15 protein-coding genes, 1 tRNA gene and 1 pseudogene are annotated in these 20,695 nt (G+C 38.9%); 12 read left to right on the forward strand and 5 right to left on the reverse strand.

Going from position 1 to position 20,695, the window contains the following annotated elements:
- Positions 1 to 381 precede the first annotated feature (381 nt).
- The 10 genes from AC1PJ9_RS10810 (at position 382) to AC1PJ9_RS10855 (ending at position 14,483) form a co-directional block, all read left to right on the forward strand.
- Positions 382 to 723 carry a phage tail protein gene (locus AC1PJ9_RS10810; protein ID WP_311086882.1) on the forward strand — a complete coding sequence of 114 codons (342 nt, stop codon included), beginning with the start codon at positions 382 to 384 and terminating at the stop codon, positions 721 to 723.
- Between the two features lie 53 nt (positions 724 to 776).
- On the forward strand, positions 777 to 1,496 hold the full coding sequence (locus AC1PJ9_RS10815) for a phage minor tail protein L (RefSeq protein ID WP_311086883.1): 720 nt from the start codon (positions 777 to 779) through the stop codon (positions 1,494 to 1,496).
- 12 nt (positions 1,497 to 1,508) lie between these two features.
- Positions 1,509 to 2,258 carry a C40 family peptidase gene (locus tag AC1PJ9_RS10820; protein ID WP_311086884.1) on the forward strand — a complete coding sequence of 250 codons (750 nt, stop codon included), beginning with the start codon at positions 1,509 to 1,511 and terminating at the stop codon, positions 2,256 to 2,258.
- Positions 2,259 to 2,327: 69 nt separating this feature from the next.
- Positions 2,328 to 2,516: a hypothetical protein gene (locus tag AC1PJ9_RS10825; protein WP_198072344.1), complete on the forward strand. Its 189-nt coding sequence runs from the start codon at positions 2,328 to 2,330 to the stop codon at positions 2,514 to 2,516.
- 60 nt (positions 2,517 to 2,576) lie between these two features.
- A complete protein-coding gene (locus tag AC1PJ9_RS10830; RefSeq protein ID WP_198072345.1) occupies positions 2,577 to 3,227 on the forward strand; it encodes a tail assembly protein in 651 nt (216 codons plus the stop codon).
- A gap of 59 nt (positions 3,228 to 3,286) precedes the next feature.
- Positions 3,287 to 12,052, forward strand: coding sequence for a TipJ family phage tail tip protein (gene gpJ / locus AC1PJ9_RS10835; RefSeq protein ID WP_311086885.1), 8,766 nt, complete (start codon positions 3,287 to 3,289; stop codon positions 12,050 to 12,052).
- A gap of 40 nt (positions 12,053 to 12,092) precedes the next feature.
- Entirely contained in the window at positions 12,093 to 12,485 is a 393-nt protein-coding gene (locus AC1PJ9_RS10840) for a hypothetical protein (RefSeq protein WP_311086886.1), read from the forward strand.
- Positions 12,485 to 13,354 (forward strand): hypothetical protein, encoded by an 870-nt coding sequence (locus AC1PJ9_RS10845; RefSeq protein ID WP_311086887.1) that lies wholly within the window; start codon positions 12,485 to 12,487, stop codon positions 13,352 to 13,354. Before AC1PJ9_RS10840 ends, AC1PJ9_RS10845 begins: the two co-directional genes overlap by 1 nt.
- Positions 13,355 to 13,518: 164 nt before the next feature.
- A complete protein-coding gene (locus AC1PJ9_RS10850; RefSeq protein ID WP_311086888.1) occupies positions 13,519 to 13,908 on the forward strand; it encodes a hypothetical protein in 390 nt (129 codons plus the stop codon).
- A 26-nt stretch (positions 13,909 to 13,934) separates the two neighbouring features.
- Positions 13,935 to 14,483 (forward strand): glycoside hydrolase family 108 protein, encoded by a 549-nt coding sequence (locus tag AC1PJ9_RS10855; RefSeq protein ID WP_311086889.1) that lies wholly within the window; start codon positions 13,935 to 13,937, stop codon positions 14,481 to 14,483.
- Between the two features lie 92 nt (positions 14,484 to 14,575).
- On the opposite strand, the gene AC1PJ9_RS10860 is transcribed toward AC1PJ9_RS10855, so the two are convergent.
- The 3 genes from AC1PJ9_RS10860 to AC1PJ9_RS10870 all read right to left on the reverse strand — a co-directional run bounded on the left by AC1PJ9_RS10860 (position 14,576) and on the right by AC1PJ9_RS10870 (position 16,217).
- Positions 14,576 to 14,652 (reverse strand) — tRNA-Arg (locus AC1PJ9_RS10860).
- A 101-nt stretch (positions 14,653 to 14,753) separates the two neighbouring features.
- Positions 14,754 to 15,377, reverse strand: a complete 624-nt coding sequence (locus AC1PJ9_RS10865; RefSeq protein ID WP_311086890.1) for a hypothetical protein — start codon at positions 15,375 to 15,377, stop codon at positions 14,754 to 14,756.
- Between the two features lie 153 nt (positions 15,378 to 15,530).
- Complete coding sequence (locus tag AC1PJ9_RS10870) at positions 15,531 to 16,217, reverse strand: 3'-5' exonuclease (RefSeq protein WP_191028966.1); 687 nt, start codon at positions 16,215 to 16,217, stop codon at positions 15,531 to 15,533.
- Positions 16,218 to 16,463: 246 nt separating this feature from the next.
- On the opposite strand from AC1PJ9_RS10870, the gene AC1PJ9_RS10875 reads away from it, so the two are divergent.
- Complete coding sequence (locus AC1PJ9_RS10875; protein ID WP_311086891.1) at positions 16,464 to 17,693, forward strand: alpha/beta hydrolase; 1,230 nt, start codon at positions 16,464 to 16,466, stop codon at positions 17,691 to 17,693.
- Positions 17,694 to 17,801: 108 nt separating this feature from the next.
- Here AC1PJ9_RS10875 and AC1PJ9_RS10880 read toward each other — a convergent pair.
- Positions 17,802 to 17,879: pseudogene (locus AC1PJ9_RS10880) on the reverse strand (hypothetical protein); the annotation flags it as partial.
- A gap of 60 nt (positions 17,880 to 17,939) precedes the next feature.
- Between AC1PJ9_RS10880 and glyA the strand changes: the two are divergent.
- Positions 17,940 to 19,193 (forward strand): serine hydroxymethyltransferase, encoded by a 1,254-nt coding sequence (gene glyA, locus AC1PJ9_RS10885; RefSeq protein WP_311086892.1) that lies wholly within the window; start codon positions 17,940 to 17,942, stop codon positions 19,191 to 19,193.
- Positions 19,194 to 19,236: 43 nt separating this feature from the next.
- Here the strand turns inward: glyA and AC1PJ9_RS10890 are convergent, their stop codons facing one another.
- The gene (locus AC1PJ9_RS10890) at positions 19,237 to 20,685 is read right to left on the reverse strand and encodes an efflux transporter outer membrane subunit (RefSeq protein WP_311086893.1); all 1,449 of its coding nucleotides are present in this window, start codon (positions 20,683 to 20,685) and stop codon (positions 19,237 to 19,239) included.
- Positions 20,686 to 20,695: the final 10 nt, after the last annotated feature.

Raw genomic sequence — 20,695 nt, forward strand, 5'->3', positions numbered from 1 at the left:
TTGGTTTCTAAAAATAATAGATTCAAGAGATTATTCAATTCGAAACAATTAAAACTAAATATTTTAAATAACCTTTATTAATTTATAGTTTCTTTTTTCTGAAAACTAAAGTATAGTGTAACTAAGATGGTCGAAATATAAATTCGATACACATTAAAGACTAACTTTAATTTTAAAGTTAGTTTTTTTATTTTTAATACTATTATTTTAATTTTTAGATTGTTGAAATATATCTTATTTTTTTAAATATTTTTAATAAATTTCGTTTGGTCTTTTATTTTTAATTGATATTTTAATAGGGCAAATAATAAATTATTTATCATTTAAATGTTGTTTGAATAAGTATTTATATAACTGCTCTGTATATGTTAGGAATATTTTATGAGTACCCTTAAGTTTATTTGGACTCAAGATTTAGATGGTAACTCCCAAAAAAATACATTTAATGTCTTAAATGCAAATTTTGGGGATGGTTACGAACAAAACGTAAGTGTCGGTATTAATAATTGTTCTCGTCAGTGGCAATATACTAAGACTGACACCGAAAAAAATATTTTAGAGATTAAAAACTTTTTTGATTTACATAAAGGTTCAAAATCATTTCTTTGGAACTCACCTTTAGATGGTGAAGTACGTGTAAAAGTGGGTGAATATCAACCTGTTCATTTAGGTGGTGGTTGGTGGCGTATTAGTACAACATTTACCCAAGTTTATTATCCTTAAATACTTATTCACTTATGAGCCCCTTAAAAGGGGCTTTTTTTATGGAAATAAATATGTCTCTCGTCAGTGATTTTCAGAAACTTGAAGTAGATGGACTAATTACTCTTTATGAGTTAGATGCAAGGAATCTTGGTGCGGGTATTTTAAGGTTTCATGGCCATGCTAGTTTTAAAGATAATGGTGAATGGAAGCCAAATATTATTTGGCAAGGTGAAACTTATGAACCTCTTGCAATTAAAGTATCAGAACTAGAGTTACGTTCCGATGGAAAAGCATCTACTCCATCCTTAGCAATTGCAAATAATATTAATGGTATTCAAGGAGCTGTTTCTGCTTACTGTTTACAATTTAAAGATTTTGCGGATGCTAAATTAAAAGTCATTATTACAATGGCTAAATATTTGGATGCATTAAACTTTTCAACTGGTAATCCAAACGCAGCAAATGAATCAAAAGAACAGATTTGGTACATAGAACAGAAAACTTCTGAAAATGCTCAGCAAGTCACATTTGAACTTTCTAATCCTATAGATAATGAAGGACGAGAAATTCCTGTTAGGCAGATTACTTCACTGTGCGAATGGGCATGTAAAGGTCGTTATCGAGGTGAAGAGTGTGGCTACACAGGTACCGCCATGTATACAGAAAAAGGCGAACTCACTGATGACCCTGCTCAAGATAAGTGTGGAGGTCGTTTAAGAGATTGCCGCTTACATTTTGGTGAAAATCAGCCTTTATCTTATGGTGGTTTTCCAGCTTCAAACTTGATGTAAAGCAGGTCGATTATGAAACTTTCAACAAAAATTAAAAAAGCGATTATGGTGCATGCTGATGAATGTTATCCGCTTGAATGTTGTGGTGTGATTGTAGATCGCCAATATATTCCTTGTCGTAATATCTCTGCTCAAAATGATCAATTTGAAATTCATCCTGAAGACTTATCTATGATTGAAGATCAAGGTGAAATTCAGGCATATGTTCATAGTCATCCAGATGGGACTACACGGGCTTCCGAATTAGACTTAACACAAATTGAGTTACATAAAAAACCTTGGGTGATCTGTTCTTATCCAAATATTGATTTTCAAATATATGAACCATCTGGTTATAAAGCACCATTGGTAGGGCGTAATTATTATCATGGTTGGCAAGATTGTTATTCGTTAATTCGTGATTTTTATAGTCGTGAACTCAATATTTCATTAATTGATTTTGAGCGCGAAGATGCTTGGTGGGAACAAAAAGAACATCCTTCACTCTATTTAGAAAATTATGAACGAGCTGGTTTTTATGAAGTATCAGAACCTAAATATGGTGACATGCTCATTTGTAGAGTCGGGCGGACGGAGCATCCTAATCATGCAATCATTTGGTTGGGTGACCAAGGGAAATTTAAATCGGAACAAACAGAATCCTGTGTTGGCTCGTCGTTAATTCTTCACCATCCTTATGGACGTAAATCTGTAAGGGGGATTTACGGACCACAATGGTTGGATCGAACCGTGAAGATTTTAAGACACAAAAAAATGAATTAAACCGCCGTAAGGCATAATCCCAGAAACCTGCAAATGCAGGTTTTTTTATTTTCAAAAGAGGTAATTTCAATGGCGACTAAAGTAGCAAAACAAGTTTCAGTACTTGAAGCAGAGCTTGTAACTCAATTCAGTAATCAAGTGAATACTGTTCAATATAATAAAGGTATTAAGCTTGAAAACTTGATCCTGACTTATAATCGAGAAACAGGATTTTCGATTTTGATTGAAGAAGCTCAAACTCAAACCGAAGCTCTCTAATTTTAAAATATAAGGAGATATTCAATTGAATATCTCCTTTATTAAATCCAGGATAATCTCATGTTAAAAACAATCAAACTATATGGTGTATTAGCTGAAAAATTTGGAAAGCAATTTCAATTAGATGTTGTAAATACTCGTGAAGCTATGCGTGCATTATCAGTTCAAGTTCCGGGTTTTGAAAGTTTTATGTTACGTGCTCATGAGTCTGGACTTAAATTTGCCGTATTTTTAAATAATAAGAATGCTAAATATAAAAAAAATCATTCTTCAATTTATGATGCTGCTTCGAAACAGCAAATTACAGGAGATAATATCTCTGAAGATCAGTTAGATATGAATACCCAAGCCGACACCATTCATATTGTACCCCGTGTAGTAGGCGCGGGTGGAAATAGTGGAGTCTTGCAGTTGGTTCTTGGAGCAGTTCTAATTGTTGCAGGTGTAATGACTGGCGGTACAACTTCTGCATATGGAGTTGCTTTAATTGGTGCTGGCTCTGGCATGGCAATAGGTGGTATTTCAAGTATGTTAATGCCCCCAGTCTCAACTACTCAAGACCAAAACCAAGATGGTAACCGAGCAAATAAAGGATTTGGTAGTGCAGTAACTACAGTAGCGCAGGGGAACCCTGTACCTGTCCTTTATGGTCAGCGTGAAATTGGTGGTTTTGTCATCAGTGCAGGGCAATATCCCGAAGACCAACTTTAACTAGAAAATATATTTTGTTCAGGCGCTTATAAGCGCCTTTTTTATGCGTGAGATTTGTTATGTCAATTGTAAAAGGTTCAAAAAAAGCAAGCGGACAAGCGAGACAACCCAATATTGCTCCTGATTCTGCACAGTCAAAAACTCGCATAAATATTCTATATGGTCTGGCAGAGGGTGAGATTGAAGGATTAGCAAACGGCAATAAATCTATCTTGCTCGAAAATACTCCACTTGAAGATAACAATGGCAAATTAAATTTTGAAAATGTAAAAGTCGATTTTCGTTCAGGAACAAATGACCAAGATTATATAGAAGGTTTTCCTGCTGTTGAGAATGAAACTGCAGTTGATGTTGAATTAAAGGCAGATACTCCTTGGGTTAAGTCTTTTAAAAATTTAGATTTAGATGCTTTGCGTATTCGATTTAAATGGGGACCCTTACGAAGTCAAGATGCCAAAAGTGGGGATGTGTCAGGAGTAACCATTGAGTATGCGGTGGACGTGCAAACTGATGGTGGTCCTTGGATTGAAGTTTTAAAAACAAAAATCTCTGATAAAACTTCTGCAAATTATGAGCGTGCTCATCGCATTAACTTACCAAAAGCTGATTCGGATTGGCTTGTTCGAGTTCGTCGCCTTACACCAAACTCAACTTCTGAATATATCAGTGACAAAATGTATATTGAAGCTGTCACTGAAGTTATTGACGCTAAACTGCGCTATCCGAACACTGCACTATTAGGTCTGCAATATGATGCAGAAACCTTTAATAACGTTGCTAAAATTGCCGTTGAATGTAAAGGTACAAAAATTAAGCTACCTTCTAACTATAATCCAGTTTCTCGAAAATATACTGGAATGTGGGACGGTACATTCATTAGTGCATATTCAAATAATCCAGCATGGATTTATTACGATATTTGTACCTCTGATCGATATGGTTTAGGTGATCGACTTACTCCATTTATGATTGATAAATGGTCTTTGTACCGTCTTGGTCAATATTGCGATGAATTTGTAAATGATGGTCAAGGGGAGCAAGAACCACGGTTTACATGTAATGTATATTTGCAAAGGGCAGAGGAAGCTTATGAAATCCTAAAAAAATTAGCTGGAGTTTTTCGAGCAATTTCTTATTGGGATGGAAACAGTATTATCTGTGATGCAGATATTCCACAAGATACATATTTTACGTATACACGCGCTAACGTGATTGGAGAATTTGAATATTCAGGTACACGTGCTCGTGATCGCCATAATGTTGTAAAAGTTGCATTTGATAATCCAGCAAATCATTATAAAACTGAATATGAATACGTTCGAGATGAGCAGGCCATTTCAGACTCTGGTCAGATACGCGTTTTAGATTTGAATGCATGGGGCTGTACTTCACGTGGACAAGCACAACGCGCTGGTTTATGGGCCTTAAAGTCTGAACAGTCTGAAACAAGAACTGTAACTTTTAAAGTTGGTCTAGATGGATGGATTCCTCAGCCTGGTCGAGTTATTGAGATTGCTGATGAGCTTTTTGCAGGACGTGCTAATGGCGGACGTGTATCTGCAATTTCTGAAGATAGATTTAATCTAACAATTGATCGTGATGACGTTGTCGCCAAGCCAGGTGATCGTTTGGTTGTTAATGGTGAAGATGGAAAAGCGCAGACTAGAGTTATTCAATCTATAAATGGGCGTGTAATTACCGTTACTTTACCATTCGACTTAGGTTCGATTGCTGCGGAAAATATTTGGGTAATTGATGCCCAAGATTTAGCAACAATGAAATTCCGTGTTATTTCAATTCGTCAAGAAGAGAAAAATAAATTTACGATTAATGCTATTCAGTACAACCCTAAGAAATTTGATGAAATAGACAACGGTGCCCATTTTGAAGAAGTACCTATTTCAATTATTAATCCGTCCCTTCAAGACCCTGTAAGTGATATTTCGATTACAAGTGAAGACAAAGTTAATCAAGGTATTAATATCACAACAATGATTTTGTCTTGGAAACAAGCAAGAGGCGCAGTTAAATATCTTGTTGAATGGCGCAAAGACAACGGTTCTTGGCTTCGTTTACCACTCACAGGGAATAACTCTGTAGAAGTACAAGGGGTTTATTCGGGAAATTATCAGGCACGTGTTACTGCGATTTCAGCCTTTGAAGTTTCTTCATTACCGATTTACTCATCAATTACTGAATTAGTAGGTAAAAAGGGTTTACCTCCTAAACTAGAATTTATCCGTGCTACCGGTATTTTATTTGGTATGCAGCTGGATTGGAGTTTTCCTAATACAGGAGCCCAAGACGCAGCCTATGTAGAAATTAGGGTTTCTCCGGATGGTGCAAGTAATATTCTACCGTTAGGTCAGTTCGCTTATCCAACGAATACACATAAAGTTCAAGGCTTACAGCCAAATCTAATTCAATATTATAGTGGTCGAATCGTAGATAAAATTGGTAATGTTGGCCCTTGGTCTGAATGGGTTAATGGAACGACTAGTGCTGATCCTGATGCTGTATTGGATCTTATTTCTGGTCATATTGATGAGAGTGATCTTGCCAAGGAATTACAAGGCAAAATTGAAGATACCGCTAACGTAGCAAAAACAGCAGGACAAGCAGCGGCTAATGCTCAAGCGGCAGCGACAGCGGCAAATAACGCAGCAGATCAAGCTTCTGCCAAAGCCGTATCAGCCGAAAGTTTAGCTAGTCAGGCGGCAGGGTTAGCGAATAATTCAGCCACTATGGCCGTCAATGCTCAAAATTTAGCTTCTAAAACGGCAGGGGATTTAAAAAATGCCACTGACCAGTTAAATAAATCAATTTCTGACGAGGCAAACGCTCGCGTTACTGCGGTTTCTCAACTCAATGATGGTTTAACAACCGAAACAGCACAACGCAAGTCAGAAGATGCATCCTTGCTTAGTAATATTGAAACTTACAAGGCGAGCACTAATGGCACTTTGTCTAGCTTGCAAGAACAAGTTACGACTAATGCAACAAATACAGGCGCAAATGCATCAAAAATCACTTCACTTGATTCGCGCTTAACAACCAATGAAGGTAAAACTGGGGACGCAATTAATGCAGCGGCTACAGCCCAACAAACTGCAAATACAGCGGTAGATCAAGCGAGCGCTGCCGCAAACTCAGTTACAGCACTTAAATCAGATTTTAGTGGCGGAAAGGGCAAGAATGCGATCATTGCTCCATACTCTGATCCTCAAGTACTTGCTTTTGACGTAGCTACATCAGCAGCAACTTGCGCACTTGCGGCGTCAACAATGCGCGTTAAAGGCAAAGCTTACGATATTACATTCACAACAGCTAATGGGGCTGTATATTTTGGTACTACTTCGGCAGCTTACGCGGTCAACCGAGCGGCAGCTACAGTACGCGGAAGCAAGAAATATTTACTCAGTATGTACACGAAGTCGCAAGACGCCTCTAAAATTGTTGATTTCTATGTGACTGTACGTTGGTTCCGTCGTCTTGCTGATAATTCAATCGTAACAACGGATGTATCATTATCTAGCCAAGCATCGGGAACCACACGTATTACCCCTACGACAGCAGGACAAGTTATCACATGTAAATCTGTGACAGCGCCTTCTGATGCGTTCGCCATGTCGTTTTGGATTACAGGTAATAATCAAGTCAATGTTGCGGGGTCACGTGTAATTATTGATATGTTCATGCTTGAAGAAAGCATTGGCGATGATAAGTCTGCTTCAATGTGGGTTGCGGGCGCTCCAGATCTTGGCGCAATTCAATCTTCGCTTGATGCAAATGCTACAGCAATTACCAACCTTACAACTCGTGTTGCTAATGACGAAGGAACGATTACAAGTCATAGTCAATCGATCACTCAGCTAAACAATAGCATTACCACGATTAATAATTCACTTTCATCTAAAGCTGACGCTTCAGCTTTAACTGCATTGGACAATCGAGTAACCAAAAATGAAGGCAACATTACTAGCCAAAGTGGACAAATCACAGCTTTAAATAATAACGTTACAACCATTAATGGTGCTCTTACAACTAAAGCAGACAACAACGCTTTGCAGTCGCTTGATTCAAAAGTTACCAACATTGGTGGCAAAACTGATCTCAACACAAGTTCAATTACTTCCCTTAACTCTGCGCTAAATTCCGCCACTTCAAGCATCAACATGAGTGGAGCAAATGCGATTACCGATTGGGTTTTAGTTGACGGCACTACAACAGAATACAAAATTGTTTCTGAGCCTACAGCGTTATCAGGCAAAGTTTTACAACTTGGTGATAATGCGGGTAATGATCAGTTTTGGGGCCGTGCGAATAATTTAATCCGAATCGATGAAAATAAAACTTATCGTCTAAGAGCACGTTATCGCCGTAAAACTGGCGCGGGCTTAATTTATCTTGGCGTTGCTCAACTGACTGTTGATAAAAGTTCGTATGTTACCGACACCAATGTGGTGACGAACTCAATGAGTTCATCAAACTACACGATCGCTGGTCAGGCACCTACACTCGGCGAATGGCAAGAAGTAGCATGTTATCTTAAAGGTAGATCAACTGGAGTAGCTTCAGGCGCGGCAACCATTAATGATCCCCGCAGTTTTGCAAAACAAGCTTATTTTATCTCGCCTGTTTTCATCGGCAACTACAACAATACTGCGGGTATTATTGAGCTTGATTACTTGATTTTAGAAGATGCTGAAGCGATCGCGGGCAATATTACAAATGGCAATGCCATCAATACACTGAATACGAATGTTTCGAATATTGATGGCAAAGTTACCACCAATACCAACTCAATCACTTCACTAAATTCTCGCATGTCCACTGCGGAAGGAGGCATTGCAGGCGCAAACAGTGCCATTAATACTTTATCGACCCGTATTTCAGATGCAGAAGGCAAGCTCACAAGTCAAAGTAATTCAGTAACTCAGCTAAGCGATCAAATCGGCAATACCAAATCGTATTCAATTGTCACGTTCAGAAACGGCTCGGCAGTTGGAATCCCGCGTGATGGAGGTATTCATTCCTATAAGGGCAAAATTAATGGCTTCGGACGCGGTTTGAACCTTATCGTCTTTAAAAATGGCGATGTAAGTTCCGTTCAGGCATTTGACACTTACGGAGATATGGCCACCGCATGTACCAATTTAAATAATACTATTCAAGCTTTAGCTTCGGGCACTTATTTTGCGATTGTCGGTACGGATAATATTGGAAGTGTTTCAATCCACGCTACTGCCGATACTTTGCGAACTACTCTTTTGGCATGTGGCGCAAGTCGTAGTTATTTAAATACTTGGGTAGGAAACTCATTACCAATCTTTGTCGGACGTAAAGACTTAGACGCTGGCAATGGCATTCAAGCCATGTTTGACTCATCCGTTATGAATCAATGGATTGAGTACCCTTTGACCTTTATTGATGGCGTTCCAACAGGTATGGGAGATTCAAGGGCAATTACAAGTCTACTTGATGCTAATGCCTCTGCAATCTCTAGTTTATCCAATAAAGTCACACAACAAGGCAACGACATTACATCTCAAAGTAATGCTATTACTTCGTTAAATAATAACTTAGCTGTGAGTGGGAAGGCTGGCGCAAACCTATTAATCAAATCCAACGTAGCAGGGACTTATAATGGCGTTGGTTATCCTCATGTTACATATGAAATGGGGGAAGAGTGGGAAGTTGGCGCTAAATATACGTTGCTATGGTGTGCGGAGCATAAACGAGGCGCGGGTGATACCAATTCGTCTTTGTGGGCTTATGCTGGCGGCGGTATGCAAAGCGTGCAAGGCATTGAAAACACCAATGGTAAAGTCATTAACAAAGTGACTTTTACCAAAGATGGCGTTGCTACTAGCAAATATATTCATTTCTTCATGATTAATCACCCAACGGCTGATAAAAACTCTATCGGTACAGTTTATTGGGCTGTGCTTGTTAAAGGGGATTTGATCACAACTGACTCATGGATTCCAAGTTCTTACGATTTCATTGTTGACTCAAGAGTTAATTCCTCAGCTCTTAACTCCCTAGACAGTAAAGTTACTAATATCGATGGTCGAGTAACTTCAAACAGCAATGCCATTACTTCACTTGGGTCAAGAATCGCAACTGCTGAAGGTAACATTGCATCTAATGCAAATGCCATTGCGAACACTTACACCAAAGCTCAGGCAGATGAAGCTACGGCAGGGCAGATCAATAGCTTTAATAGTTCATTGATTATCGGTGGACGTAATTTAGTACGCAACACTGGAGGCGTACGAGAAGGGTGGGCTTGGTTATTCATCGAGTCGCTTGTCGAGCCTCTTGTGGGTACTTATACCGTAAGTTTTGATATTGAAAACTTGGATGGCAACATCACTGGCAGTGGAATTGGTTTTAGAAATCCAAATGGTGATTTTCACTACTTTTGGTATCCAGATTCAACAACAGGACATAAATCTGTCACTATGAATCTTGATAGTACAGGATTTGTTCATTTCGGAATCTGGTTTAACAATACAGTTCGATTGAAAAATGTAAAAGTTGAAAAGGGAGTTAAAGATACTGGTTGGAGTCCCGCTCCAGAGGATGTAAAGGCTGGCATTGATGCGAATGCTTCTGCAATCAGTTCTTTAGACGCTAAAGTTACACAACAAGGTAATTCAATTACATCGAACAGTAATTCAATTACTTCATTAAGTAACACCATTACTACCAATGACCTAACGAATTGGGTTCGTAATGCTAATTTTGCAGACCCAAGAAACGATTGGTCATCGGGCACAATTGTAGATGCGACAAATGCAGCACCAAATCCACCGTCACCAAAAGCATTGGCTCTAAACAACCGTGATAACTATTACGGACCAATGTTTAGATGTAACGCTGGCGATATGTATTATGTCTCAGCTTGGTTTGCCTCACCTGTCGCTAGCGGTGTTAATTCCACTCTCGGTTTTCATTACCTTGATACCGCAGGCAACCACGGATGGGTTGGTGTTGTTTATACATCGGAAGCAAAAAGAAGAAGTTGGACAATGCTTGAAGGCTACTTTACTGTGCCTGAAGGTATGGCTCAATTGCACCCTTGGCTTCAAGTGGCAACGGGTGATACCGCTCCAAATGAGAAGTGGCATGTAACAAATATCCAAGTGCGCAATATCACTGGTAACAAAAAGTTAGTTAGTGATTTGCAGGCGAATTCTACCGCACTGAATAACTTGTCTAGCCGTGTTTCAACGACAGAAGGGAATATTGCATCTCAATCTAGTTCCATTACTTCTCTGACAAACCAAATTGGCAATACAAAGTCATTTTCACTTGTCACGTTTAAAAACGGCGCTGGCGCTGGGTTGCCTAAACCTGCGGGCATTTATTCTTACAAGGGCAGAGTTGGTGATTTTGGTCGCGGTTTAAATTTAATTGTCTTTAACAATGGCGATGTAGTGAGCTGTACCGCATACGACACCTATGGTGACATTGTCGGTAATTGTAACGCTCTCTATTATGCCGTTAATGCGTTAGCGTCTGGCACGTACTTCGCGATTGTTGGTACTGACAATATTCGCGATGTGGGTGTATTAAATCCTGACACACCATTACGGGCGCTTATGCTTGCCTGTGGCGCGGGCGATAAATATTTTAGGTCTTGGAACTGGACCTCGCTCCCAATCTTTGTAGGTCGCAAAGACTTAGACGCTGGCAACGGCATTTTAGGCATGTTCGACGCAAGTCCTCAAAATCAGTGGATTGAATACCCATTAGTTTTTGTAAGTGGCGCACCTCAAGGTATGGGAGATTCACGTGCTATTACGGCTCAGCTAGATGCCAATGCAGCAGCTATTTCTTCATTATCTAATACCGTTACTCAACAGGGTAACGATATTACGACCCAAAGTAATGCTATTACTTCTTTAAGTGCCTCTGTAAGCGGAATCTATAAAGATATTAAGCTTACAGATACTCGTAATGATAACCAACCACCTACTTGGTATTGGCAAAACCATGGCTTAAAAATCGTTCGAGAGTTTAAGTTGACATCTGTACTCGGACTAAGCGGTATCATGCCTGATACGTATGTGACACTTGAGACACAAGTATCATGGACTGACCCGTCGGGTGGCCCAATCATTCAAATTGCACGAGGTTCCTCTTCAGCTTTTACCGCTGAACGAAGAAGTGCAGATAACAACTCTTGGTATCCGTGGTCGCAAGATATTAAGGGCTTAAATGCTGGTCTTGCAAACAAAGCGGACGCTTCTGCTTTATCGACGCTAGATTCTAAAGTTTCAGTTATTGATGGCAAAGTTTCAACCCAAGCAAGTAGCATTACGACCTTACAAACATCTGTGGGCAACAATAGTGCCTCTATTCAGTCTCAACAACAGTCAATCGACGGTTTAAGAGCGCGAGCTACGCTGAAATTACAATCAGGAAATCTAGTTGGTGGTGTCGGCATTGAAAATGATAGCCGAACAGTCGATTTCATTGTTCAGGCTAATAAATTTGCGATTGGTGCTCCCTCTAATGTAGATGCGGGTTCAGTTACTCCTAAATATGCATTTGTCTATCAATCTACACCAACAACATTGCCTAACGGCACAGTTATTCCTGCGGGTTTGTATTTAGATAATGCATCTATTGGTTATATCAACGCGGACAAAATTAATGCAACAAGTTTAAGCGCCATTAGTGCCAATCTTGGAACCTTAACCACACTCAAGGATTCAGCGAAGCCTAATGGCGCACGTATGGTTTTAACTGGAAGCTTAATTACAGTTTATGATGACAATAATGTTTTACGAGTCAAATTAGGACTTTGGTAATAGATAACGCTAGTTAAATAGCTTGTTTTAGGAGGTTTATATGCCACAAGGTTTACAATGCTTTGATGAATCTGGGGGCCTTATAGTAGATGTGACGGATCGTATGACTAAAATCTTAGGTACTATCGCGATACCAACTAAATTAGATAAGACCTCTGGGCAGCTAGTGATTCCAGATTTGATATTAGGTAATCCATTCTATTTCACCCAAGGTAACGAAGCTAAGAAGTCTGGTTGGAAAGACAACCAAAATGTCTGGCATGGATTTTGGGGTAATAACAGAGGTGGGTTTTATCCAAATGCTAAATTTTCAGGATTTAAAGTATCAGTTACTTTTGATGGTATGACAATGAATTGGTCAGCCTCAAAATTTGATAAGACTTATATTTCACCATTCAATGACTATATTTATCTTCACTACGGTATTTACTAATGGATGCAGGTTTTCGTATTTTAAATGATTCTGGGGTTATTCATATTGATAGTAATTATCGGAATATGTTTTTGGTTGGGAAACAGGAATATATAATTCCTCGCAAACAAGGTAATAACTTCTTTGATTATACTCCCGTTGGCGAAGATTCTATTTTTGCAGTTGCGATGGATTCTTGGTGGATAGATGAATATCCCGCACCCAATCCAATAGGTAATCTTCGAGACTTAGACTCTATAGTTTTAAAGCCTAGCTTTAGTTTCAATATTTACTCATATGATGCAAATCTTTTAAGTAGTACATCTGTTCCAAATAATTTATCTATTTATTTTAGGATTCCTACAGATGCTTTAATTCCACCAGCTGACAAACCTTATAAATTGACAATTTATGAATTTAATTTTAAGGATTTATCACAGTCTCAGTCATCTATGGGATTGCAATTATTTGATGCAAATCAAAAATTAGTTTTTGATTCTAATTACAAACCACTAAAGGTCCTTAACTTCATCCAAAATCAACCAGCTAGAGATGTGGATTTCCCAGGATGGGCAAATGTAGCATCATCTTTCATTTATGCTGATCCTATGTATTTACCTAGCTTAGCTCCAAAAGATAGAAAAATTGCAATAGCAATCGCAGAAACACCTATCAGATTTCAGAATAGTTATTCATCTACCAGTTCTGGAGGAGGTGGCGCTATTACCTCTAGTGGCAGTGCAATCTACGATAGATATGTACTACAAAAAGATGGAGCCTATATTTTCAGAGGATTAACGTCAAGTATGATGATGGACGGAAAAGTTACAGGTATCCAAGCGGGTATGAATACAATAAATACTTTTATTATTGATGTTACTAGTTACTAAGTTAATTTAATATTTAGATTATAGTTCTAAATAATCTCGCTTAAAGTCAAAGAAATAATACTAAGTGAACATTTATTTATTGGAATTTATCTAAAAATTGAAAGGATCTATTTTATTCACTGCACTCTGTTGGGTGCTTTTTTAGTTTTGGAGTAAATTACTTTATGGAGCCAGTATCAACCAGCAGTCTTACTGCCTTTTTAAAATTTTATGGTGCAGCTATTGCGGTTACATTGGCAATTTCGTTAGTTGCAGCGGTTGTTCTAATGACTCGTATGCCTCGCTCACCTCAAGAGTGGGGAGTGGGTCTTATTTGTACAGTAGTTTCTAGCTTATGTGGTGGTTCATTTATCATTGTTAAGTGGGGATTACATGAGTGGGTTACCGATATTTGGGGAATGATTGCATTGGGCGGTTTTTTCTTTATTTGCGGTTTACCTGGTTGGGCTCTAGTCCGATGGATCTTTAACTTTATTGATAAGCAAGAAGGTAAAACAATAGTAGAAGTTATAAAGACAATCAAAAAAGCCAAAGATGATATTAAAAACAGTTAAAAGTATTTATTTACGGAGCAAAGCAGATGAATATTGATCGATATCTTAATGAGCTTATTAAGCGTGAAGGCAATTATGTAAATAACCCTGCAGATCGAGGTGGAGCTACAAAATATGGTATTACCGAAAAAGTTGCTCGAACCAATGGCTTTAATGGGAATATGAAAGATTTGCCACTTGAAACTGCAAAGGCTATTTATAAAAAACAATACTGGACGGCTCCACGCTTTGATCAAGTAAATTTAATTTCCCCTGTAGTAGCTGAAGAACTTTTAGATACTGGGGTTAACTGCGGTATCAGTTTTGCAAAACCACTTTTACAGCGCGCTTTAAACTTACTTAATAACCAAGGAAAAAGTGGTTGGCCCGATTTATTAGTAGATGGTATTTATGGCCCAGCTACTTTGAATGCGCTTAAAGTTTATGTTACTAAACGAGGAAACGAAGGTGAAAAAGTTCTGACGCGAATACTAAACATCATGCAAGGTCAGCGCTATATTGAAATTGCGGAACGTAATCCTAGCCAAGAGCAATTTTTTTATGGCTGGATTGCTAATAGAATCTCATTTAACTAACTAAGAATTTAACTGAATACGATACAAATAAAAAATGTTATAGTTAAATATCGGGTTTTTATTGCTTAAGTTATTGAATTTTAATAAATAATTGGTGCGCCCGGCGGGGATCGAACCCACGACCCCAGGCTTCGGAAACCTGTACTCTATCCAACTGAGCTACGAGCGCACATGTGTGGGGCACATCATAGGAAAAAAACACTGGTAGGTAAAGCACGAAATACGTACCAAGTGAGTTTAATGCTTAATTAAACAGCAGCTTGTTCTATTTTAGACGCGTTGTTGAATAAGCTGAATTGAATAATTAATAGAATGAAGCGTATGTGCTAGCTCATGAGGAGGAATACGTGACTCCTGTAAACTGGTAATCCATTGCATTTGGCACATTTTAAGTTCTTGAAGCGTTTTGATTTGCTCTATTTTTTGAATAAGTGGTTTTGCCATAAGGCCACAGTACTGGCTCAAGCTTTGTTTCATTAATAGTTGTATTTCTTCAAAAGAGAGTTGTTGAGCTGGAATAGATGGCTGGTCATTTTCTATATTTGGAGAAGTCACAGACGTTGATTGAGGAATCTGAATTTCTCCAATTAAATCATTACTTTTATTCTCATCAATATTTTTCTGATGTACTTCTTTAGTCGTTATAGATGTCTCTGGGGGAGATATTTGTTCGGTCAATTCTGAATAACTTTCGTTAGAAGTAGCAATGAGTTTTAAGTCAATGAGCTGTTGAATTAGCTCTGGTGGGGCAATCCGTTTCTTAAACTCGGGATCGAGGCTTTGAAAATCTTCATGGTCTATTAATAGAAGTAAACGTCTTTGTTTTGCATTTAACGTGATATTACGTTGTTGAAGCGCAACTCTTCCCAAATTGGTTCTATAAAAACCAGACATTGTATTTCCCCAATATAAAAAATGAAGCAGCCTGTTTGAATTTTTCTATCAAACAGTACTGTTCTTAATAAAATATAAATGGGGTTAACGATAAAACTCAAAAATGACAATATGATGAAGAATTTATGAATATCATCTATTTAAGTTAAGTCTTTAAAATGCGCTTTCTAGAGCCTTACGTAAATAGACATCTAGCTCGTCTTGACGTAGAAGCCATTGAATATAATCTTTTGGCAGTTCAGAAATTGCCGTACCTTTATGCTTGCCAAAATTAATAGTCGTGGGGATACGGGCTTCTTCAGAAACTTGGTAAAGCTCTTCAATATCTTGAATATTTAAATGATAGATAATATGCATCAAAATATTGGCAGTTAAAATAATGTCCGCATCGGCACGGTGTGCACCTTTGAGTAATTCTCGCGCTTTACTGCTGCCTTGAGAAATCATATAAATGAGTGCAGAGATGTTGTGAGCTTCAGCATCTGGCCAAGCTTTACGTGCTAAAGCTAGAGTACAAATCGGTTTGATATGAGATACATCAACGCCACAACGAGCAATGGCAGCAATATCATAATCAATGTTATGACCAATAATATAAGTCGTGCTATCCGGTAATTGAAATGTTTTATAGTGAGGCTGGTTTTCTAGGTCAGACTCCAAGATGTGGTGGACCGCCATTGCAGCATAAGAGATCGGAGCTCCCACCTGATAGAGCTGATCAAACAATTTGCTTTTATCTAAAGTGAGTTTACCCGCATTAAGTTCAATGGGAGCGTATGCAATTTCAATAGGCAAACCATTTAGTGTATGAGTTTCTGTATCTAAAATAATGGCTTGCATCTTTTGAACCTTTAAACAATTACAAGTAACCATCAATGTTAACAGTTGGCTATCTACTTTAAAACATGGAGTAAGGCTAGATAAGCTATCAAATGCAATTTATGTTAAAAAGTAGAAAATTTAGCTGCTCATTTTGATTAAATATCACTTGCGAAAAATGAAGATTAGGCGTAATTGTTTGTAAGACATTTAAAATGTTCATTAAAAAGTAAAGCACAACAAAAATCGAATTTAAGGGATATATCAATGAAAATGAAACTGTTCATGACCAGTGTTCTTAGCACAAGTTTATTGTTGACGGCATGTGGAGATGGAAGTAGTGATGACAGTCCGGCAACTACTGATCCATCTGGTGCACCAGCCAATAATATTCAAAACCCAGTGGTTAAGGTAGATGCTTATACAAGTACTAACTTAGGATCAGTTGCTGCTGAAAGTAGTATTTTAACTTATAAAATGTTAGGTCAAAGTGGGCAAGAGGTTCAGGCAACCAGTTTAGTATTTACACCAACGACACCACCACCAGCAGGCGGTTGGCCAATTGTGGTTTGGGCACATGGCACGACGGGGGTTGCAGATGCATGTGCACCGAGTAAATCGGCATTAACAGACAGTACTAAAGATTTAATTAGTAAACTTCTTGCGGCAGGTTATGTAGTGGTTGCTCCAGATTATGAGGGCTTAGGAACCGCAGGCATACATCCATTCTTAAATGTTAAAAGTGAGGCTTATTCAATTACTGATGCAGTAGTTGCAACACGCAATTATTTATCTCAACGTAATTTATTAACTTCGAACAAATGGGTCACCGTAGGTCACTCTCAGGGTGGGCATGCCGCATTGGGTGCTGCACAATATGCAAGCCGTGCACAGCTAAACTATAAAGGTACGGTAGCGGTAGCACCGGCATCTAATTTGGGTTTCATTTTAACGGCAGGAGAACAAGCCGTTGCCAATGCAACTTTGGATAAAAAGATCCCGATGTATGCACAGCTTGATACATATACTGCTTTAGTTACAGCGGGTATTCGAAATACACAGCCAAGCTTTGATTATTCACAGGTATTTACTTCACAAACAGCAAGTACTGCACAGCAGGCAGAAACGATTTGTGCAGGGCCATTGGGCCAAGCCTTGGCAGTTAATATGCAAACCTACGCAGCAACACATGGCGGCACACTAGATGGTTTTACACGTACACAACCTAACTTTATGGCTGTGCCAACCGTAAAAACATTCTTAGATAAAGATTCTCAACCTCTGCAGACAAAAGTATCTACACCAATTATTATTTATCAGGGGTTAGCTGATACAACGGTTCCTAAAGTAGCGACTGATATTTTGATATCTAATGCCACTGTCGTGGGCACAAAAATTAATAGCTATGTAACGGGTAACTGGGACCATGAGACGGCTATGAGCAATAATGTAGATAACATTGTTGGGAATGTGCAAAACTTGTTGTCAGCTCAATAAGAGTAGTTGATATTTAAAGTTTTTTTGTTGTTTTGAGAAGCTAAATTTAACTTTAGAAAATTATTAAATAAAAGTTTTTTAAGTGTTTATAAATTATTTTAGATTTGATGGCTCATTTTTTATAAAAATTGAGCCATTTTTATTTAAAACTGAGCTAACTTGATTCTGTTTAATTATAAAGTTCATGCTACAATATGCCGCAATCTTAGCACGGCTTAAAAGCCCTAATTTATAGGACCCCCGCTAATGTTTGCCAATATTTCCATTTCTGAATTTGATCCAGAATTAGCTCAAGCTATTGCTTCTGAAGGTGAGCGTCAAGAAGCACATATCGAGTTAATTGCATCTGAAAACTATTGCTCTCCTGCTGTGATGGAAGCGCAAGGATCAAAACTTACTAACAAATACGCAGAAGGTTATCCAGGCAAACGCTATTATGGCGGTTGCGAGTATGTAGACGTTATTGAGCAAATGGCGATTGACCGTGCTAAAGAACTTTTTGGTGCCGATTACGCAAACGTTCAACCACATGCTGGTTCACAAGCTAACTCTGCTGTTTATTTAGCACTTCTTAACCCAGGCGATACAGTTTTGGGTATGAGCTTGGCTCACGGTGGTCACTTGACTCACGGTGCAAAAGTAAGCTTCTCTGGTAAAACGTATAACGCTGTTCAGTATGGTTTAAACTCTGAAACTGGTGAGATCGATTACGAAGAAGTTGAACGTTTAGCATTAGAACACAAGCCACGTATGATCGTTGCTGGTTTCTCTGCTTATAGCCGTGTTGTAGATTGGCAACGTTTCCGTGACATCGCGGACAAAGTTGGCGCTTATCTTTTTGTTGATATGGCTCACGTTGCAGGTCTTGTTGCTGCTGGCGTATATCCAAACCCAGTTCAAATTGCTGATGTAACAACAACAACGACTCACAAAACACTTCGTGGTCCACGTTCTGGTTTAATCCTTGCGAAAGCGAATGAAGAAATCGAGAAAAAACTTCAATCAGCTGTATTCCCTGGTAACCAAGGTGGTCCATTAATGCATGCGATTGCTGCTAAAGCAATCTGCTTCAAAGAAGCAATGTCTGATGACTTTAAAGCTTACCAACAACGAGTTGTGAAAAATGCTCAAGCAATGGCTGAAGTATTAATCGCACGTGGTTATGATGTTGTTTCTGGCGGTACAGACAACCACTTATTCTTGTTATCTTTAATCAAACAAGACGTAACAGGTAAAGATGCTGACGCTTGGTTAGGTGCTGCTCACATTACTGTGAACAAAAACTCAGTTCCAAATGACCCACGTTCTCCATTTGTAACTTCTGGTATCCGTATCGGTACTCCAGCAGTAACAACTCGTGGTTTTGGAGAAGCTGAAGTTCGTGAACTTGCTGGTTGGATCGCTGACGTGATTGACAGCAAAGGTGATGAAAAAGTTATTGCTGATGTAAAAGCGAAAGTTGAAGCTGTTTGTGCAAAATTCCCTGTATATGCAAAATAATTTGTATGTATAAAAAAAAGCGCCGTAAGGCGCTTTTTTTATATCAATTATTCCAACCCCCACCTAAAGCACGGATTAAGTTTACACTTGCAATGATTTGGCCACCTTTAAGCTGAGCTGCCAATTGTTCTTGTTGCAAAATAGTCCGGTCGGAGTCAATCACATCAAGATAGCTAATCGCACCTTCTCGATAGCGTAGATGAGACAGGTGATTTGCATGACGAGACGATGAGAGTGCTTGATTTTGAGCCTGAATTTGCTGATCAAGAATACGTTGATCAGTTAAACCATTTTCAACTTCACGAAATGCGTTTAGTACAGTTTGTCTATAGTTGGCGACGCTTTCTTCATAAGCTGCTCGTGCTTGAGCAACACCTGCTTTACGTTGTCCGCCATCAAATAATGGTAAAGACAAAATAGTGCCTGCGACTGGACCAAGCAAGAATGTACGGCTCGACCATTTATCCAACTCGCTTAAACTTGAAGATTCATAACCTAAGGCACCCGTTAGATTAACTTTCGGAAAAAAAGCTGCACGGGCAATTCCAATACGCGCATTATCTGCTGCCATAGCACGTTCAGCAGCAGCAATGTCAGGTCGTCTTTCAAGTAAACTCGAAGGTAAACCAGCCGGAAGGTGAATACTGTTTGTAGTTAAAGGTTGAACAGCCAAGCTAAAGTCAGCTGGTGTTTTGCCTAACAATACTGCAAGTGCATGCTCTGCATTGGCTCTACTACGAGCAATGTTCAGTGCATTGGTTTGAGCTGTTGAAAGTTCAGTTTCTGCACGAGAAACATCTAATTCACTGACCAAACCATTCTTAAATCGGGTTTGAACGAGATCTCGTGTCTCACCAAGTAACTTAATAGTACGAGTATAAATTGCTTGTTCAGCATCAAGCTGGCGAATGAGAAAATAACCTTGCGCAACATCGGCCTGTAACGCTAAAAGTGCCGACTGATATAACGCTTCTTGCTGTTGTAGATCCGCTGTTGCTGCATTAACACTACTGGCGATACGACCAAATAAATCGAGCTCATATGAAACATTCATTTGAGCACGCCATAAAGTTTGTGCAGATGTATGAGCATTGTCATCTAACCCCAATGAAGCAGGAGAGGGTTTTTGACGAGTTGGGCCAAAGCCAGCAACAATACTTGGCAGGCGTTCGGCTTGTGCTGCTGAACGTATTGCACGTGAAGCCTGAATGTTGGCTGCCACCGCTTTAAGATTTTGGTTGCCAGCAATCGCTTGTTGTTCTAGCTCATTCAATTGAGCATCATTAAAAACACGCCACCATTCACCTCGAACCTGCTGATCGGCAGGTTGGGCAATTTTCCAGTTGTTATCTTCAAGTTTAGGGTCTGACTCTTTAAATTTGACAGGGACTATCACTTTTGCAGGTTGATATTCTGGGGCCAATGAGCAGCCTGCAAGGAGCAGGCTTCCCATGAGTGAGGACAACAACCAGTTTTGTTTTGATGTAATCACCAAATGTCCT

Source organism: Acinetobacter sp. 70_2, from assembly GCF_056736115.1.

What these genes read in the sequence shown, in the direction of transcription:
- AC1PJ9_RS10855 (WP_311086889.1), top strand. Translation starts at nt 13,935, where the DNA reads ATGAATATTGATCGATATCTTAATGAGCTTATTAAGCGTGAAGGCAAT.
- AC1PJ9_RS10830 (WP_198072345.1), top strand. Translation starts at nt 2,577, where the DNA reads ATGTTAAAAACAATCAAACTATATGGTGTATTAGCTGAAAAATTTGGA.
- AC1PJ9_RS10825 (WP_198072344.1), top strand. Translation starts at nt 2,328, where the DNA reads ATGGCGACTAAAGTAGCAAAACAAGTTTCAGTACTTGAAGCAGAGCTT.
- AC1PJ9_RS10850 (WP_311086888.1), top strand. Translation starts at nt 13,519, where the DNA reads ATGGAGCCAGTATCAACCAGCAGTCTTACTGCCTTTTTAAAATTTTAT.
- AC1PJ9_RS10865 (WP_311086890.1), bottom strand. Translation starts at nt 15,377, where the DNA reads ATGTCTGGTTTTTATAGAACCAATTTGGGAAGAGTTGCGCTTCAACAA.
- AC1PJ9_RS10845 (WP_311086887.1), top strand. Translation starts at nt 12,485, where the DNA reads ATGGATGCAGGTTTTCGTATTTTAAATGATTCTGGGGTTATTCATATT.
- glyA (WP_311086892.1), top strand. Translation starts at nt 17,940, where the DNA reads ATGTTTGCCAATATTTCCATTTCTGAATTTGATCCAGAATTAGCTCAA.
- AC1PJ9_RS10820 (WP_311086884.1), top strand. Translation starts at nt 1,509, where the DNA reads ATGAAACTTTCAACAAAAATTAAAAAAGCGATTATGGTGCATGCTGAT.
- AC1PJ9_RS10810 (WP_311086882.1), top strand. Translation starts at nt 382, where the DNA reads ATGAGTACCCTTAAGTTTATTTGGACTCAAGATTTAGATGGTAACTCC.
- AC1PJ9_RS10875 (WP_311086891.1), top strand. Translation starts at nt 16,464, where the DNA reads ATGAAAATGAAACTGTTCATGACCAGTGTTCTTAGCACAAGTTTATTG.
- gpJ (WP_311086885.1), top strand. Translation starts at nt 3,287, where the DNA reads ATGTCAATTGTAAAAGGTTCAAAAAAAGCAAGCGGACAAGCGAGACAA.
- AC1PJ9_RS10870 (WP_191028966.1), bottom strand. Translation starts at nt 16,217, where the DNA reads ATGCAAGCCATTATTTTAGATACAGAAACTCATACACTAAATGGTTTG.
- AC1PJ9_RS10815 (WP_311086883.1), top strand. Translation starts at nt 777, where the DNA reads ATGTCTCTCGTCAGTGATTTTCAGAAACTTGAAGTAGATGGACTAATT.
- AC1PJ9_RS10840 (WP_311086886.1), top strand. Translation starts at nt 12,093, where the DNA reads ATGCCACAAGGTTTACAATGCTTTGATGAATCTGGGGGCCTTATAGTA.